Source organism: Spiroplasma litorale (genome assembly GCF_001267155.1).
Classification (GTDB): Bacteria; Bacillota_I; Bacilli_A; order Mycoplasmatales; family Mycoplasmataceae; genus Spiroplasma_A; species Spiroplasma_A litorale.
This window is the reverse complement of the sequence record NZ_CP012357.1, coordinates 490087-509631: the sequence shown is the minus strand read 5'-3', so window position 1 is coordinate 509631 and position 19545 is coordinate 490087. Positions and strand designations below refer to the sequence as shown.

General features: G+C 25.6%; 16 protein-coding genes. All 16 read right to left on the bottom strand.

Annotation, left to right across the window (positions count from 1 at the left end; translation table 4 throughout):
- Positions 1-84: 84 nt before the first annotated feature.
- The 16 genes from SLITO_RS05960 to SLITO_RS02345 all read right to left on the bottom strand — a co-directional run bounded on the left by SLITO_RS05960 (position 85) and on the right by SLITO_RS02345 (position 19510).
- Positions 85-252, bottom strand: a complete 168-nt coding sequence (locus SLITO_RS05960; RefSeq protein WP_158500620.1) for a lipoprotein — start codon at positions 250-252, stop codon at positions 85-87.
- Between the two features lie 327 nt (positions 253-579).
- Entirely contained in the window at positions 580-2145 is a 1566-nt protein-coding gene (locus SLITO_RS05820; RefSeq protein ID WP_083433343.1) for an ATP-binding cassette domain-containing protein, read from the bottom strand.
- A 146-nt stretch (positions 2146-2291) separates the two neighbouring features.
- Complete coding sequence (locus tag SLITO_RS02415; RefSeq protein WP_075058195.1) at positions 2292-3476, bottom strand: glycosyl hydrolase family 18 protein; 1185 nt, start codon at positions 3474-3476, stop codon at positions 2292-2294.
- 126 nt (positions 3477-3602) lie between these two features.
- Positions 3603-5477, bottom strand: coding sequence for a lipoprotein (locus SLITO_RS02410; protein WP_075058194.1), 1875 nt, complete (start codon positions 5475-5477; stop codon positions 3603-3605).
- A gap of 39 nt (positions 5478-5516) precedes the next feature.
- The gene (locus tag SLITO_RS02405) at positions 5517-5831 is read right to left on the bottom strand and encodes a hypothetical protein (RefSeq protein WP_075058193.1); all 315 of its coding nucleotides are present in this window, start codon (positions 5829-5831) and stop codon (positions 5517-5519) included.
- A 463-nt stretch (positions 5832-6294) separates the two neighbouring features.
- Complete coding sequence (locus SLITO_RS02395; protein ID WP_075058191.1) at positions 6295-7023, bottom strand: ABC transporter permease; 729 nt, start codon at positions 7021-7023, stop codon at positions 6295-6297.
- On the bottom strand, positions 7007-7684 hold the full coding sequence (locus SLITO_RS02390) for an ATP-binding cassette domain-containing protein (RefSeq protein WP_075058190.1): 678 nt from the start codon (positions 7682-7684) through the stop codon (positions 7007-7009). The genes SLITO_RS02395 and SLITO_RS02390 overlap by 17 nt, the downstream gene beginning before the upstream one ends.
- A gap of 136 nt (positions 7685-7820) precedes the next feature.
- Positions 7821-8684, bottom strand: a complete 864-nt coding sequence (locus SLITO_RS02385; RefSeq protein WP_075058189.1) for a hypothetical protein — start codon at positions 8682-8684, stop codon at positions 7821-7823.
- Positions 8656-9033, bottom strand: a complete 378-nt coding sequence (locus tag SLITO_RS02380) for a hypothetical protein (protein WP_144416398.1) — start codon at positions 9031-9033, stop codon at positions 8656-8658. The genes SLITO_RS02385 and SLITO_RS02380 overlap by 29 nt, the downstream gene beginning before the upstream one ends.
- Positions 9034-9199: 166 nt before the next feature.
- Positions 9200-11074 carry an ABC transporter ATP-binding protein gene (locus tag SLITO_RS02375; RefSeq protein WP_075058187.1) on the bottom strand — a complete coding sequence of 625 codons (1875 nt, stop codon included), beginning with the start codon at positions 11072-11074 and terminating at the stop codon, positions 9200-9202.
- 4 nt (positions 11075-11078) lie between these two features.
- The gene (locus SLITO_RS02370; protein WP_158500618.1) at positions 11079-12884 is read right to left on the bottom strand and encodes an ABC transporter ATP-binding protein; all 1806 of its coding nucleotides are present in this window, start codon (positions 12882-12884) and stop codon (positions 11079-11081) included.
- A gap of 262 nt (positions 12885-13146) precedes the next feature.
- A complete protein-coding gene (lpdA, locus tag SLITO_RS02365) occupies positions 13147-15024 on the bottom strand; it encodes a dihydrolipoyl dehydrogenase (protein WP_075058185.1) in 1878 nt (625 codons plus the stop codon).
- A 12-nt stretch (positions 15025-15036) separates the two neighbouring features.
- A complete protein-coding gene (locus SLITO_RS02360; RefSeq protein WP_075058184.1) occupies positions 15037-16377 on the bottom strand; it encodes a dihydrolipoamide acetyltransferase family protein in 1341 nt (446 codons plus the stop codon).
- Positions 16378-16396: 19 nt separating this feature from the next.
- Complete coding sequence (locus tag SLITO_RS02355) at positions 16397-17389, bottom strand: alpha-ketoacid dehydrogenase subunit beta (RefSeq protein ID WP_075058183.1); 993 nt, start codon at positions 17387-17389, stop codon at positions 16397-16399.
- Positions 17389-18504 carry a pyruvate dehydrogenase (acetyl-transferring) E1 component subunit alpha gene (gene pdhA / locus SLITO_RS02350; protein ID WP_075058182.1) on the bottom strand — a complete coding sequence of 372 codons (1116 nt, stop codon included), beginning with the start codon at positions 18502-18504 and terminating at the stop codon, positions 17389-17391. Before pdhA ends, SLITO_RS02355 begins: the two co-directional genes overlap by 1 nt.
- Positions 18505-18514: 10 nt before the next feature.
- Entirely contained in the window at positions 18515-19510 is a 996-nt protein-coding gene (locus SLITO_RS02345; protein WP_075058181.1) for a lipoate--protein ligase, read from the bottom strand.
- Positions 19511-19545: the final 35 nt, after the last annotated feature.

Here is a 19545-nt window from a genome sequence, read left to right as displayed (position 1 = left end):
ATCCTTTTCATTATTTGCAAATACATCAAAATCTTCAATTTCACATTCCCCAATTTTTACTGGTTTACTAAACTTAGAGTTTTCTTATGGAGATGGTGGAATTTGTTCTCCTCCACCCGGTGGTGTTGTACTACCTCCAATATTTTCTTCTCCATTTATAGTGTTATTACTATCAGTCCCACAGCTAATAATATTTGTTGTTAATGTGCTGGTCAAACCTATTGTTGATAATATAGTAATTAATTTTTTCAATATTTTTTCCTCTTTACTTATATTGAAATAAGATAATATTTTTTTTCTATTTTTGCATTAACAATTATCTTTTTTAGAAATTTAAAATTTTATTCTGCTTTTAAAATTAATATGTTTGATACATGATTAGAGTAACATTTTATATAATTTAAATATTTTAAAAATATATTTTTTTCTTCTTTTATTATAAATTCTTATGTTTATATCTAACTTTTATAAATAAATATAAATATATACATTGGTCAAATTAGGTTATTTTTTTTCATATTTATATATTTATAGTTAAATTAATTAGATAACTTAAAAATTTTAATAAAAAATGGGTTTTTATTTATATTCATTCAAATTAACTACTTTATCAAAATATTTGATTATTTCTTTATCATATTTATGAGATATTATGATTACAGTTTTATTTAATTTAACTAAGTAATTTAAAACTATATTTGCATTATTTTCATCAAGAGAACTTGTTGGTTCATCAAATATCATAAATTCCTTATCAGACAATACAGCTCTTGCAATTAATAAGCGTTGTTTTTCTCCTCCTGAATATTGTACTTCATTAAAACTGTCTAGATTTTCATTTTTTATATTTAAATTAAGATCTTTTAATACTTTATTTATTTTTTTATTATCTATATTTTCATTTCATAAAGTCAGATTATTTTTTAATGTATCATTAAAATAATGAGGAAATTGTTCATGATAATAAAACACTTTAAACAATTCATTTTCACCAATTTCTTTTAAATTTAAATCATTTATTAAAACTTCTCCTGAATAATTATTTATTATTTTTAAAAATACTTTTATAAAACTAGTTTTACCTGAACCACTTTCTCCTATAATTAAAATTTTTTGTTTTTTTTCTATATGCAAATTAATATTTTTTAAAATATTAATATTATTATATTTTATTTCTAAGTTTTTTGTTTCTAAACTTTTGAATTCAAAAGTTTTATCTATATTATAATTAATTTTAACTTCATTATTTTTGTACATATAATACTTATTTACAATTTTTTTACCAGAAATCATTTTAAAAAAACCTCTGAAAGCCGCTTGTGAATCAAAAGTAAAAGTTGCTGATAGCTGAGTAATTGCAATAACAGATCCAACACTAATTTCATTTTTATATAATAAATATCCACAAAATATAAAAATTAAAATTGATGCCGTTGTTGAAATAGTATAAATTGACTCTGATTGAATGGATTGAATATAGTAATTTCTTTTGATTTTATTTTCAACTTTTTTACTTTCACTATTAATATTGTGAATAAATTTTAACAGAATCAAGTTTTGTCAAAATATAGAAAAACCAGAACAAATATCTTTCACAATACTAAGAAATTTATTATTCTGTTCACTTACTTCTAATGTTAATTTGTTTATTTTTTTTTGAAATAAAATAGATGTAACTATTATTATAAATGTAATTAAGATAGTTATTAGCAACAATTTATAATTATACAGTCCAAGAAATACTATTCCTATGATAACACCAATTAAATTAAACAAAAAGCCTAGTAATTCTTTTAAATATGAGTGTTCTATTTGTTCAACATCTAAGCTATATCATGATATAGGGATTTCGAAATTTTTATCTTTTTTGTAATCATCTATTATTTTTAAAGAAATAAACTCCCTTAGTTTATTTTTATAAAGTTGTATAAATTTGGCTTTGATTAAATTACTTAATAAATTAAAAACTCTTGCAACTAGCATAAATGTAATTAATAAAATACAAAAAAGTAAAAAAATATTTCAGTTTTTACTTTGTGCATTATCAATTATTTTTTGCTCACTATAAATTATTAACGCATATGATAAGATATGCAAAAAAGCAAAAATAATATAAATTATAATATTAATTCTAATTTTAAACATATTACTCCTATTTTTTTAAATTATACAATTATTTAATCTAATTTAAAAAATAAAACTAAACAAAATAGTTTTTAGATAAGTAAGAATTTGTTTAAAAAAGTTAAAACTTATGAAATGAAAATATAATTAATATATATTAAATTTGATTATTTAATATTTTGATTTGCAAAAGTTTGTAGATATCAATTCGCAAAACTTCATTTTTTAAAGTATTCTTTGCCATTTAAAGTTGAATCAATTTCACCTTCATAAGCATCATAATTTAAAGCTCAAGTCATAAGACCTCTTATTTTTATATTATTTTTTTTAAGAAGTTCATATGTACGCTTAATTGCAATTTCATTAGCAGCTCCTCTACCAGCTGGTTCGTTCGTTGAAGCTCCTAAAACAAATTTATTTGGATCAATCAAATAAAAACCATTTAAATTGCTATGTTTTATAGTAAGGTATTTAGTCATAAGATAATAAAATTCTGCTCTTTTTTCTTTATCATCATTTGTTATAACTGAGCCATAACCAAGTCCAAGTTCACTAGCTTCTTCTTGTTCAACATAAGGACCAAATGCTCAACCGTTATAAAATTGAGGATTAATCCAATTATAATAACCATCTAATTTTTTGAAAAATGGTATATAACTTCCTCCAGAGTTTTCAGTAGATGTTTTTAAATAAGGCAATTCTGGAGCCATGGTAATAAAAAACTCTTTATTTTCTTTTTTTCATTGTTCTTTAATTTCAATAAGTGCTTGTGAAGTAACATTTTGACTAATTCTATCTGCAAGGCAACTACCTTCTCAATCAATATCTAAACCATCCAATTCATACTCTTTTATTACATTTAAAATTGTATTTTTTAAATTATCTTTTTGATCTTCTCGAAATCTCATTGCTTCTCCAGTTTGGCCACCCATAGATATCAACACTTTTTTATTATTTTGATGAAGTTTTTTAACTCCTTCTTTAACTTCTGTTGGGTTGACAGGACTAAAACTTGGCATTTCATAAGATTTAGAGGTGTATAAGAAAGACAGATTAACTACATCATAACTTAAATTGATGTCTGATAATTTAACTTTTTCTTGATATGTTCCGCCTCAATCATACCAATATCCAATCAATAGATTTTTATTATTTCAAGTTGGAGTTTCTGGGTCTGGGTTTGTTGGAGTTTCTGGGTCTGGGTTTGTTGGAGTTTCTGGGTCTGGGTTTGTTGGAGTTTCTGGTTTGCTTTGATTTTGATTATCTTTTTCATTCGAATCACAAGAGATAGTATATATTAATGAACAACTTGTTAAAGTCATTGAAGCTAATGATGTAAGTATCTTTTTCATAATTTCTCCTATAAAAATATTAATTATTTAAATTATACATAAATTATTAATACAATTAAACAATATCAAATTAAAACAAAAAATATCTTCGTATTATTCAATACGAAGATATATAATTTATATATTTTATTTTGTATAATTTAATGTTAAACTTCCGTTTAATGCAAAATTTTCTTGACCTGATTTTACACTTAATTCAATTTTACTATTTGATGAATCAATATTTATATCAAATATAGTATCAAATTTTTTAATAAAGTCAGTTGAGGATAAGGTACCAGCTTCTATAGTTCCCTCAAATTCAGCTTCATATTTTTCTTGATTATCAAATATATATGTTGCTTGTTTACCTTCTGTAAAGGCATACATATATTCAAAAGTTCAGTAGTTTTTAAATTGTTCTTTTGTATTAGTTATGCAATTAAACAACTCTGTATACAATGTTGTGTTTTTTTCTTCTGAAGTAATTTTTACTGTTGGTTCAAATTCACCTTCATCATTTTCTGACATTTTTGAAATATCTCAAATTACTCTTTTGTTTTCTTCTTGTGAAACTATTTTAAATGTAACATCAATGTTATCAGGAGTGTAATCAGAGTTAAATACAGTGTTGATTGTTGCACTAGTTTCAGTTTTTGTTGTAACATCAAATTGTTTTTTTAAATTTGCATCAGTTATGTTATTTTTTTCATAAAACGTATTTAAAATTGTTTGTTTTACAGTGTAATCTGTAGAGTCAGAAGGTTTTATATCTACCAACTCTTTTTGTTTTGCAATTTCACTAACCGCTTTTTGAGTTTTTAAAGATATGTTCCCCTCACCTTTAATATGAACCCCATCAAGTGAATTTTCTTTACCTACCTTAGCACTTAACTTCATTTTAGCAACTGGTTTTGCACCAGTTTCATTATTAACAACATTTCCTTGGTCGTCTAATAAATCAATATTTGCTACTTCTAAAATTTGATCATAACTTATTACAATACCAAGCATTTCTGCCATTTTCAATAAAGGTACTACAAATCTTTTAAATGAGTTCATTATTTCAGCTTTTTTATAACTCGGAACCATTAAAAAACCAATATTTAGTTCATTTGGTCTAGCCGCTCCTCCAATACCATTTTTATTAATAACATCTTCAAGCATAGATACATTGAAACAAATTCTAAAAGTATAATTTACTTCTACATTTCCACTAAAACTTGCAGAGTTTTCTACTGCTTCTAATTTAGCTTTATTTTTTGTGGCTGAACCTGATAATTTAACATCTTTTGTTGTAAGTATTCATCCATCATTTTTTGAATTAATAGCGGTTATTATCTCATCTAAAGTTACACTAGTTACTAAATCTTGTGTACTAATAATATTTCCTAAATCTTTGACTTTTAAATCCTTAAGATCACGTTTACCAACTTTAGTGAATTTATATGATACTTCAACTGTACCACTAAATAAATTAGATTCACTTTTTGCTTTTATTTTAGCTTTTTCAACTGTCGGTGTTCCATCAAATTCAATTTCGCTATATTTTAGATCTCATTCTGGATTTTTAACTTTTGCTTGACCTAAAACTTCATCAATTGATGGTAAATCTCCAACTCCATTTATGTTCCCTAAATCTTTAATTGGTAATGTTGATAAATCTTTTATTACATTTTTTTTGTATGTATATGTAACAGTAACACTTCCATTAAATTTTTTTGAAGTTTCAATTGCAATTAATTTTGCAGAGCTTACTGAATTAGTTCCATCTAATTTAACATCAGCTGTTGTTAAACCATAATTTGCATTTTTTTCATTTATTGCTTTTACTATTTGATCTAAAGTTGGTAAATCTGTTTTACCTTCTAATGTACCCAATTCTTTTGTTGTCATTTTTGATAAGTCTGTTTTATCATTTTGACTATCAGTTGAATCAGTTGAGTTTCCACAAGAAATTACCATTGTACTAGTTGAAGAAACAATACCCATTGTTGCTATTAAACTTAATAATTTTTTCATATAATTATTCTCCTTCCTTTTTTAAAACTAGATAAAAAATTAGAATTCGAATAATGGAGGGACTGTGCTTTTCTTTTTATCTCTTAATTTTTGGTTTAACAATTTAAAAACCTTCATTGTTTTTTCGTTTTTGTATGAAGTTATTGAAACTAATAAAAAATTTTGAAATACAAAGTTTTCATAAAGATAATTAGATTCATGATTTAAATTTAAGAAACTAATAAAATTATCAATTAATTCAAAATCAAAATTATTATCTATAATTTTGATTTTTTTACTTTTACATAAAAATATAAATGAAATTATTAGAGAAAAAACAATTAAATTCAATATTAAAAATAAAGAAGTTAGCATTATTATAGAAGCAAATAAATCATAATTATTAATTAAACTGTATATTCTAAATACATCACATATTCTTATTAAAATTAAAGGAGCAGATATTAAAAAATAAATTTTAAATAATCTTATATTTTTATTTAAAATAAATAATAGTTAAAAATCATTATAGTGTGATATTTTATACTCATTTATTATTTTAACTAGTGAAGAAAATTTATATATTAAATACGATGTAATAATGACTATAAGCATTATAAAAATAACATTGTTAAAATGCTCTAAAATGCAAATTACACGAAATAAACTTATATTTAAGCCAAATAATACATTAATAAAATAAATTGATAACAAAAATATAATTGCTGCTATCAACAATTTATTAATCTTGCTTTTCATCCTTGATTTCATTTTTTTTACACCATTGTTTAAATTATATATGGTTATAAATGTCAAATAATATATAAATAATAATATGTTATTGTCATTTAAAAGTTTTAATTGCAATAAACCCAAATATTAAAATGTATGCAATCATAATTAAATATGTATATCATATTTCAGTTGTATTTATACCATTAGACAAATACGTTAATAATAAAACAGGGCTGCCAGATGGTATAAAAATTTGTATTCATTTGTATCAATCAGGAAAAATGTAAGTTGGTATTGAGGAACCAGATAAAAATATTGTTATATAGAATATCAAAATAGTTATAAAGGTGTTAGAATTTGTTGTTTTACTATTATTTGCAATTGAAACTGCCATAAAAAAATTTGTTATAAATAAAAATAGAGGTACAATTATTAAAAATAAAAACTGCAAAAAGGAAACCTTTAATTCAAAAGCAAAAGTAGCAATTAAAAATATTAATACGAAGTCACAAATAAATACAATGTAATTTCACAAAACAATTCCAAATAGATACATTGTTACACCAATTTTAGTAATTGATATTTGTTTTAATCTTTTGTTTATTCTATCATTACTTAATGTTAAAGATATTGTTGAAATTGTAAATGTTGAAGCAACTAGTAAAACTATACCTGGAAATACATAATTCATTACATTAATACCGTTTACCGAGTTTTTACCTCAAACAAATCCATCAATCAAAATTCACATTATAGGAAAAAATATACCAAAAATTATTGACCAAGGGTTTTTAATAAATTTTATAGATTCTACTTTAAATATTGCTAGCATTAGATAAAATCTCCTTTTTCAAGATATTTATTGATTCTTCTTTTGTTTTTTTTAAATCTAAGTCTTTAATTATTTCACCATTTGACATTAACAAAACCCTATCACATAATTGAGACACTTCTTCTATATCATGTGATACCATTATTAATGTACAATCGTTTTTTATTATATAATCTTTAATTAATAATACAATTTTATGCCTTCATAAATAATCAAGCGAAGTTGTTAATTCATCTAAAAGTAATAATTTAGGGTTATTCAATAATGTTATTAAAAATTTAAATTTTTGCTTTTGTCCACCAGATAATTTTAAATATTTTTGTTTGGTTTCATTTTCTAAATCAAATTTTTTAAAATATTCACTTGTATTAACTTTCACTTTAAAAGCACCACAATAAAAGTTAACTAGTTGTTTTAAATTTAATTCACCATCAAAATTTATATCTTGGAATGTTGCATTTTTCGAAATGTTTTTATCTTCATAAACAACTTCTCCAGACGATGGTGAAAAAATTTTTAAAATAATTTCAGCTAAAGTTGTTTTTCCACTACCATTCAAACCCATAATTGCAATTTTTTCACCTTTTTTTATCTCTAAATTAATATTTTTTAATACAATTTTCTTTGAATAATTTTTAAAAACGTTAGAAACTTTTATCATATTTTACCTCTGTCAAATTGTTTATTATTAATCTATTAATACTATATTTTTATAATACACTTATTTCTGTTTTTTTTTTTTTTTTAGAAATTAAAAAAATATTGAGTAATACGTTTAATATTACTCAATATTTTTTTTATACATCGAAAAAATCTATAAATATATGGTCATAAATTCTCTCAATCCAATATTGAGAGTGCATTTTAAGTTTTGATACTTTAATATTATTTTTTTCTTTTAAAAATTTATAATATGATTCTCAAATTTCTCTATAGTTTTTTAATATAACATCATTAATTTTTTTCATGTTGTCAATTTCTTTTTGTTTTAAATCATCCTTATTAATTAAAACAAAAATACCATTTTTTGAAACTAAATCATTTTTAGTAAATTTTAAGTTTAAAAAGTTTTTTTCAAATTCTACATTTTCAAATAATGATTTATTCGAAAAGTACTGATCCTTAACTAAGTTTATATAATTTGAAGCAACATTTTTATCTGTTTGTCCAATTTTTTGGAAAGTTGATATAAATGATGGTAATAACAACATATTTAATGAGGTATTTGTAACAGCTAACATTATTTTTTGATTTGTTAGAAAAGTAGAAACCTCATAATTAACAAAAATAGCAGTTGTAAAGTTAATAATTACAAGTATAACTCAGAAATTAATTGAGTTAAAACATATTTCTCTTTTAATAATTCTTCCTTGACCTGCAACACTATCTTTAAAGTCAAAGACAACTATTTTTTTATAATACTTATTTTTTTGAAATCAATTCACGAATGAGAATCTAAAAATTGTATATAAACACGCAGCAATAATAGCTCAAGATAAAAAGTCTTTTTCAATTATCCTATTCGTAATAAATAAAGCAACTAAACAATAAAAAACTAATACGTCAATTATAAAAACCATATAAACAAGAGGTATAAATTTAACATATTTTCTAATTATTTTTTTATAATCCTTAAATAGATTTTCCTTTTTCTCCTTCATACTCATCACCTTTTTTTAATTTATTATTTTTAACAACAAAATTTTCAATATTTGATAGGACTTTAAAATAAAATATCCCTCATTCAAGAGCAGGTTTAGCTTTCATATATTTAATTTGTTCTAATCTCTTATTTTTTATTAAAAAAATTAAACCGCCCAACAAAGACAATAAACAGCAAATTAAAAGAATCAAAAATATAAACATAGGAACCAATAGATAAATTCTTTCAAATTTTAAATATAAAAAAATTGAACCTATAAGTCCTGTAACTGATAAAACTAAGAAAATTAACGTTACTATCATAATTTTTTTTGTTTTATTTTTAACAATTTTAACTTCTTTATTCATTAGTCTAACCCCTTTTGAGTCTTTTTTATTATACATTATATATAAAAAATAATCAATATAACACTTTTAAGTTTATCAATAAATTAAATTGATAATATATTCATTATATAAAAAAAGAGCATTAAATGGGAACTCTATTTTTATATATTTAATTTGCCAATAAATATTAATTATTATTCTGCTTTTCTTCTTTCATTAAACCAGCGTCATATAAATTTTTAAAATGCCCTGGTTTATTTTTTAACTCATTAAATGTACCTTTTTGAACAACCCCTTGCCCTCTTGCTAAAACAATTATTTGATCACAATTTTTAATTGTAGATAGTCTATGTGCAATTGAAATACTTGTTCTATTTTTCATTAATTTATCAAGTTCAACTTGAATTTCTTTTTCAACAATATTATCTAGCGCACTTGTAGCTTCATCTAAAATAAGTACTTCTGGGTTTTTTAAAAACATACGTGCAATTACTAAACGTTGTTTTTGACCACCACTTAACATAAATCCACGTTCTCCAAGGATTGTATTGTATTGATTTGGTCAACTCATTACCAATTTGTGTAAATTAGCTTTTTTTGCAGCAGCAATAACTTCTTCATCAGTTGCTTCAGGATTAGTATACATTATATTTTCTTTAACTGTTCCAAACATAATTTGTGGTTCTTGTTCTACATAACCAATTAAGTCAAGATATGATTTTAAATGTAAATCTTTTAAGTCATCTTCACCATTTATAAGTATAACCCCTTCTGTTGGGTCATAAAATCTTAATAACAATTTTGCAATTGATGACTTACCGCTACCAGTTTCTCCAACAAAAGCATAGCTTTTTCCTTTTTCAAATGTAAAATCAAATTTAGGTAAAACATTAACGTGTGGTTTTTCAGGATAATTAAAAGACACTCCATTAAATACAATATCTTTGTTTATAGATTGTAAGTATTTACCTTGACCCTTGTAGTAATGAGAATCAAATTTTGGTTTAGAAGTAGTTATTTGATAAACCCTTTTTGTACATTCGTTTGCCATCATATACCCAAACGCAGATCTAAGCAATAAATAAATTGGGGATGTCATTGTTCCTAAACCCGCAATAAATGTTGTAGATATTATAATTAAGTGTGGTATTTGATCATAATAAAAACCATAAGCAGATAAAAGTACAACAAGTTGAAGCGCCATAACAGTTGTAAAGGCACCAGTCATAACAAAACTTAGTCTTCTAAAAAATTTTTTTACAGTGTCATAAAATTCTCCATGAATTTCTTTAAAACGGTTTTTTTCATATTTTTCAGTACCACTAGCTTTAATTAATCTAATTGAACCAATTCTATCTGTAATGTCTCCGTTAACGAAAGTAATTGTAGTTCTTAATTTTCCAACTCATTTTCCAACTCTTTTCAAGAAAAATATCATTGAAATCAGACCAAAAGAAATAAACCCTGTTGCAATTAATCCAAGTTTTCAATCTACTGTCAAAAGAACTATTGCAGAACCTATAAAATTAAAAACAGCCATTAATAACATAGTTGGGATTACCCTTGTTTGTTCACCAATCAATCATGTGTCTGCTCCAAGTTTTGTTAATATTTCTCCAATTTTTTGAGTACTGTAATAAGAAATATCTTGCATCATTAAAGCTTTTAAAGTTTCATTTCTTAAATGTATTTCTATATCTCTTCCTAATTTACCTACAGTTATATTTCTTGTAAAAACAAGAATTGCTAATGCAACATAAACAGCAAGTTGTAAATAAATTCAATCTTTTCAAGTAAATTGTCAGATTATAAAAGTGGTTGTTGTATCTTTACCGTCATCTCTCAAATTACTTATGCATAATAAAGTTTGTTGCATAAGTAATGGGATACTAACAGCTAATCCACTACCAAGTGCAGATAAAACAAAAATAATTGTTGCAGTTCATGGGTGATGTTTTAAATATGAAAATAGTAGCCATAAATAACCATGTTGTTTATGTTCTTCTAAGATTTTTTGAGCAATTTCTGCTTTTGCTTTTTCTTCATAAATTTGTGTATTCATATTATTACCCCATCAATCCAGCTTTATATAAATTTATAAAATGACCTTCTTGTTCTTTTAATTCATCAAACGTACCCATTTGTACAATTCCACCAGCATTACCACCCAACACAATAATCTGGTCACAATCTCTTATTGTTGATAACCTATGTGCAATAACTATTGTTGTTCTACCAACGATTAGTTTATCTAATTGAGCTTGAACTTCTTTTTCAACAATGTTATCTAATGCACTTGTAGCTTCATCTAAAATTAATAGTTCTGGATTTTTTAAAAACATACGCGCAATTACTAAACGTTGTTTTTGTCCTCCTGAAAATATAAAACCACGTTCACCTAAAATTGTGTCGTATTTATCAGATAGAGTTAATATAAAATTATGTAAACTTGCTTTTTTAGCAGCAGCAATTACTTCTTCATCAGTTGCATCAAATTTTGCATATCTTATATTGTCCATTACTGTACCGTACAAAATTTGAGGTTCTTGTTCAACGTATCCAAGTTTATCCAAGTAACTTGGCATATCAATATTTTTTAAGTTTATTCCATTTATAAGAACTTTTCCTTGTGAAGGATCATAAAATCTTAATAAAACTTTTGCAATTGTAGATTTACCACTACCTGTTTCTCCAACAAACGCATAGCTTTTTCCTTTTTCAAAAGTTAATGAAGTTTTAGGAAGTATAACCTTATTTGGAGATTCTGGGTATATAAATTCCATGTCTTTAATTTCAATTTTATCAATACTATCGATTTTAACTGGTTCAAGTGAATATTTTATTAAACTTTCTTGAGAATAAATATAATTTAACCTTCAGTTACAATTCATTGAAATTGATAGCGCTCTTAAAACCATTGGTAGTAAAAACATTGCTCCAGTTAATATTGTAACCGTTGATACAAACGGAATTATTAAAGCAGATATTTGTGAAATACTATATGTGCCATTATAAATTAAAATTATAGATATTGTAATTAATCCTGGTAGTATTCAACCAAAAAAGTTTGCAAATATAATTAGAAATGTTCCTCATCAAACTGTTTTATTAACTTTTTTTGCATATAGTTTATTGTTTACTTTAATTCTTTCCAGTTCACTTAATTCTGTTCCGCTTGATTTAATTAATCTTATATTCATTAATCTATCTGTATTATCTGCATCTAAATTTTGTTTGTAGTCAATTGATTCTATTGTTGACTTACGATATGCAAAAAAAACAAATAAAGATAAAATAAGCAAAACTACAAATACACTAAGTGCAATAGCAGCAATTAAAGGGTCAAGAGCAAACATTATTATATTAATTAAAATCAACATAATAATTATATAAATAAAGTTATTTGTTCATTCATTCAAACCATCAGCTGCCCCTTGTGAATCACCAATAATTTTAGTCATGTAATTACCAATTTGGTTTTTTGAGTAGAATGTTAAATCAACATCAACTAAAGCTTTTAAACATTTAACTCTAAGTCATATCTCGATTTTTCTAGTTCAAACACCACCAACATAGTTAAAAAAATATTCAACAATTGCATATGTAACTACCATTGAAATTCCAATTGCAGTCCAACTATATCAATGCATTTGCAAACCAAATAAAGTTGCACCACCTTCACCAGTAATATTTTTAATTAAATTCGCAATTACAAGTGACATACATGAGAATAAAGTAGTATCAAATATTGCTAAAAATATATAAGTTGAAAATAAAAATGGATATGCTTTTATTGAACCTTTAAGAAGTGCACCATATTTTTTAAATTTATCTTTTGAAAAGAATTTAACTCTTTCTTTTACTTTTTGCATTCATACCTCCATAAAAAAAACACTTTATGAATAGAAACATTTCTAAAAAGTGTACTTATTGCTATTTGATAATAATTTAATATTTCCAAGTTATCTTTTAATTTAAATTTTTTCTATTTTCAATTCCTATTTTCTTTATTTTTAATAATTATATACCATTATTTAAAATTACTTACTTGAATAATAATTAATTTTTTAAATAAATTAAAAAAGTCGACAATGTCGACATAATTTTATTAAAGATAGACTAGTAAAATTTTTTTTAGAAATTAATTGGTTTTCCAAATTCAAGAGCTTCTGCCGCTTCTCATACTGCCTCACTTAAAGTTGGATGCGGGTGTATTGCTTTTGATAATTCAGTAATTGTTCCTTCTGCTTCCATCAAAGTTGTAATTTCAGATATCATATCAGTTGCAGTGTTTGCAATTATATGTGCGCCAATAACTTCTTTATACTTTGGTTCACAAATTAGTTTCACAAAACCTGTTGTATTACCATCAGCTAGTGCTTTTCCTATTGCTGCAAAAGGAAATTTATACGCTTTGTATTCAATGCCTTCTTTTTTTAGTTGGTCTTCAGTTTTACCAATCATCGCAACTTCTGGGTGAGTGTATATACAACTTGGTACTTTATTATAGTTCATAATGATGTCTTCTGCATCTTTATTGCCAAGTCTTTTTGCAATTCTATTTGCTGCAATTAAGCCTTGATAAGAAGCAACATGTGCTAACATCATTTTTCCAGTAACATCACCAATTGCATAAACTCCATCGATATTTGTTTCACAGTGATCATTTATAATTATGTGATTTCTTTCATTTTTATTTAAACCAATATTGTCAAAACCTGTTGTAACAGTTTTTCTACCAACTGATTGTAAACAATAATCAGCTTCAATTGTAAATGTTTTACCATCTTTTTCATATATAACTGAGTTGCCTTTAAATTCTTTAGTTGAAGCACCAGTTATTATCTCCAAATTTCCTCTATTCATTAACTCTTTTGTCATTTCTTTAGAAACATCACTATCTAACATTTCTAAAATAGTTGGTAGAAATTGAAGTATTGTTACCTTGGCTCCAAGTCTTTTATAAACACAAGCAAACTCAACACCAATTACACCGCCACCAATTATGACTAATTTTTTAGGAATTTTAGGTAATGCCAACGCTCCAGTTGAGTCAACCAAAAAACCACTTTCAATAGCTTCTTTTGCGCCTGGCAAATTCATGCTATTTGGAACACTACCCGTCGCAATTATTAAATTATCACATGTGTATATTTTTTTATTTACTTCTATTGTATTTTTATCTAATGCTTTTGCTTCACCTTCTACAATATTTACATTATTTTTTTTAAGCAAACCTTTAACACCATTAGTTAATTTTGATACTACGTCGATTTTTCTTTCTTGGATTGCCTTTCAATCTGCTTTAACTGCTTTTAAATCAACTTTTATACCATATTTTTCAGATTTTATTATTTGTTCATATAAATCTGCTGATTTTAGTAATGTTTTTGTCGGAATACAACCGATATTTAAACAAACTCCACCATAATTTTGCTTTTCAATTATAAGAGTTTTAAGACCTAGTCTAGAGCATTTAATTGCACCAACATATCCTCCAACTCCAGCACCAACCATAATTACGTCAAAATGATTTTCAATGATTTTTGGTGAATATTTAGGTGCAGGTCTAAGGTCATTTTCTGTATTATTAATAAAAACATTAGGTGTATGACCATCTAAAATACTATTAACTTTATTAACAACTTCATTTTCACTAATGTTTTTTGATATCTGTATTTTACGTCCTCTTTTTAATAGATCATTTGAAACTGGAGTTGACCCAACAACTGAAGCATTTTCTTCAATCGGCTCACTTTTAGTATCTTTTAAATCTTTTCCATCATCAATTTCTATTACAACATCACCAACTTTTATTTCTTGACCTTGTGATATCAAGATTTTTGATATCTTACCATCAGTTGGTGCAAAAATGTCTGAATTAACTTTATCAGTTTCAACATTAAATAATGGGTCTCCACTTTTAACATTATCACCTTTTTTTACATGTATTTCTGTAACAGTTCCTTCGGTTAAACCTTCTCCAATATCTGCAAATTTTACTTTAAACATAATTTTAACTCCTTAAACTAGCAATATAGCAGGATTTTCAAGATAATAATTAATTCTTTGTAAAAACCTTCCTGCATCAGCACCATCTATTACTTTATGATCTGCAGTTAATGAAAACGGCATATAGTCTCTTATTTGAATTTGTTCTTTAACTACACCAGGAGCTTTTGTTATATTTCCAACTCCCAAAATAGCAGATTCAGGGTAGTTCACAATTGGAGTTGCGTAATCTAAACCAACTGAACCAAAATTTGTTACTGTAAAAGTTGCTCCACTCATTTCGCTCATTGAGAGTTTTTTAGTTCTTGCCTTTAATGCAAGTTCATTAATTTTTACAGCAATTTGAAAAACACTTAATTTATCGGCACTTTTTATAACCGGTACCATTAAACCATCAGGAGTGTCACAAGCCATACCTATATTTATTTGATTTGCAAATTTGATTACTTTATTTTCTTCGTCGATTCTTACATTTAAATTAGGCATATCTTTTAATGATAATGTAACCGCTTTAATTATAAAAGCTAAATATGTTAATTTAACTCTTTGACTGTCAGCAAAAGATTTTAATTGGTTTCTTAAATCAACCAATTCTGTAACGTCAATATTTTTTATACCTGTAAATCCAGCTGCTTTTGTGTGAGCAATTTCCATAGCCTTAACTGTAGCTTTTCTTATTGGGTTCATTGGTATTGATTCAAAAGTTAATGGTTCATCAAAGTTAGGAACACTAATCATTGGATTTGAATAATCAATTTTATTAAATGATAAGCCTATTTCTGTTTTTTGGTTAAAGTTTTGAACTTTTTCAAGTTTATTATTATCACTTGAAAAGTTTTGAATATCTTTAGATAAAATACGATTGTTTGGACCTGTAGGTATTACATTATTAAGATCGACACCTAAATTTGCAGCCATTTTTCTAGCTAGTGGTGATGCTTTAATAATATTATTCTTGTTTGACATATTGTTGTTTTGGTTATTATTATTATTATTATTATTATTATTATTATTATTATTATTTAGATTCCTTGATATAACTTCATTTGAAACTGGAGTTGATCCAACAACTGAAGCATTTTCTTCAATCGGCTCACTTTTAGTATCTTTTAAATCTTTTCCATCATCAATTTCTATTACAACATCACCAACCTTTATTTCTTGACCTTGTGATATCAAGATTTTTGATATCTTACCTTCAGTTGGTGCAAAAATGTCTGAATTAACTTTATCAGTTTCAACATTAAATAATGGGTCTCCACTTTTAACATTATCACCTTTTTTTACATGTATTTCTGTAACAGTTCCTTCGGTTAAACCTTCTCCAATATCAGCAAATTTTACTTTAAACATAATTTTATCTCCTTATTAACTAAAACTTATAATTAATTAATTCTTCTATTTTTACTAATATTTTTGTTGGATTAGGTTGATGATATCCTTCACCAGAGTCAAAAGGTATTACAATATCATAACCAGTGCATCTTGATAAAGGTGCTTTTAGATATTCAAAACATTCTTCTTGTACTGAAGCAATTATTTCTGATGATACCGAAAAAGATTTAACGGCTTCATGTACAACTAACATTCTTCCTGTTTTTTTAACAGAATCAAATATCATTTTTCTATCTCATGGTTTAATGCTTCTAAGGTCAATTAATTCTATTGTTAAGTTTGGATTTTTTTCTTCAAATTTTTCAATTGCTTTTTGACAATCTATAGTTTGAGCACCATAAGTAACAACAGTTAAATCGTTACCTTCTTGTATTTTAAATGCCTCGCCAATTGTAACTGTATAAAATCCATCTGGAACTTCTTGTTTAAAAGCTCTATAAAGTTTTGTTGGTTCAAAAACAATAACTGGGTCTGGCGAATCAATAGCAGCCAAAATTAAACCCTTTGTATCATAAGGAGTTGAAGGACATACGATTTTTATTCCTGGTGTATGTGCATATATTGCTTCCATCGCTTCTGAATGAAGTTCTAGTGCTCTAATTCCTCCTCCCATGGGCATTCTAATTACTACTGGTGTTGGGTATTTCCCTCTTGTTCTATTTCTCATTCTACCCATATGACCAAAAATATTTTGTAATGATGCTCATCCTAAACCTTCAAATTGAAGTTCAACTACAGGTTTCATCCCATTCAAAGACATACCAATTGCTAAACCAACAAATAAAGCTTCACTAATTGGCGCATCAAAACAACGTTCTTCACCAAATTTTGCTTGCAAACCTTCTGTTGCTCTAAAAACCCCACCTTCAAATCCAGCATCCTCGCCATAAACAACAACTTCTTTTCATTTATCCATTGCTACATCTAATGCTTCAGAAACCGCTTTAATATTATTTAAAATTTTAGCCATTAGTGATGTCCTCCTTTTGCATCAGGATATTTATCAAAGAAATCCTTTGCTTCTTTATATTGATCATTAAGTTCTGGAGTTTTTTCAGAATAAATATAATTAAAAACATCTTCTAAGGGGTAATCTTTGTTTTTTTCAGCATACTCAAATTCTGCAGCAATTGTCTCATCTTGTTTTTTGTCTAGTTTTTCTTGTTTTTTTTCATCTCATAAACCAATTTCTATTAAATAGTTTTTCATTCTTATTAATGGGTCCCTTTTTAATGCTTCTTGAAATTCTTCTTCAGGTCTATATATTTTTGGATTATCTGATGATGAATGAGCTCCAAGTCTATAAGTGTCAAATTCTATTAAAATAGGCCCATTACCATTTCTTGAATACTCCAAAGCTTCAGAGACAACTCCATAACAAGCCAAAAAATCATTTCCATCAACTTTAATTGACGGTATTCCAACTCCAATTCCTTTTACTGCAATATTAATTGATTTAGTTGATTTAGAATATGGAGTAGAAATAGCTCATTTGTTATTCTCACTTATAAAAATAACTGGAAGCTCATGTAATTTTGCAAAATTCATAGCTTCATAAGTTTCACCTTCACTCATTCCACCATCACCTGTAGTAGTAATTACAACACCACCTGATTTTTTATATTTTTCAGCAAATGCAATTCCAGAAGCGTGAGAAAACTGTGAACCAATTATTATATTTGGAGGTAATAAGTTTATTCCATCTGGAGACTTTGCACCATATTCATTTCCCATTCAATAAAGCATTATGTTTCTCATTGGCATTCCAGCAGTTAATCAAGCAGCATTATTTCTATAACCTGGTACTAATCAATCTTTTCCTTTAATCATAGGAAAAGTGTACCCAACTTCGCAAGCTTCTTGACCAGTTGAGGATAAGAATGAAAGCAATCTACCTTGTCGTTGTACTTTATTTTGAAAATCATCCTGACGTCTTGATAAATTCATTATTTTATAAGCTTCTAAAATTTGTGTATCTTTAATATTGGGCATCAATTTTGGATTTATTATCTTACCATTTTGATCCATAATTTCGACTCTTTCATTTTTTAATGGATCAAAATTATTTAAAAATTTTGTTTTCATTTTAACTCCTTTATTGTATTAGCAAATTTAATATATCTTGAGACTCTATATTTTCTCCAAAAACTTCTTTTATATTTATAGAGTCTATTATTTTTTTTATTTCACTAGCTTTATAGACTACTCCATCTAACTTTTTTTCTAATTCGTTTGTACCTGCATACCCCAGAAAATCACCAAATATTTTAACTTTTTTAATTAAGTTATCCTCAACATTCATATAAACTTCAAAACTACCCTTACCTTCTAATCTCGTTTTGTTTGCATAATCAAAAGTAGAGTTTTTTGTAAATGTTCATTTTGGGTCTAAATATTTATTTTTATAAATATTTTCTATTTCACTCAAGTCTTTTTCATTTAAAATTAAATGTTTTATTGAATCTGTCTTTTCATATGTTTTCACCAACTCTTCTCAAAAATCTTTTATTTCGATTTTATTTTTTATTTCAGAATTTATGTTTGTAACTCTTGCTGAAATTGAAGCAATATTCTTTGATAGAATTTTAGCTCTATCTACGGTTAAATACTTTGATAATTTATCTAAATTTGCATTAAATAATATTGTTCCATGTTGAAGGAATCTTGTTTTATATTTTCACATTGCATTTCCAGATATTTTTTTATCATTTAAAACAATATCGTTTCTTCCTGAAAATTTTGCATTTACACCCATTTTATTAAGTGTTTCAATAACTGGCTCTAACATTGAAGAAAACATTGAAACAGCTTTATTGTCTTTATCATTATAAATTATGCTAAAGTTCATATTTCCCAAATCGTGAAAAACTGTTCCACCCCCTGTGTTTCTTCTAATTATATTAACTTTATCAGCTTCTGCTAATTGTAAATTAATTTCGGAAGCAGCATTTTGATTTCTTCCTACAACTATTGTGTTATCATTTTGTCATAAAAATAAAATCGGTTCTTCAAATTTATTATTTATAGTTAAGTACTCTTCTGTTGCCAAATTATATTTTGGGTCAACACATTCAGTTTTATAAATGAACATTAATATTCTCCTTTCATTTAATATCCAAAAATATT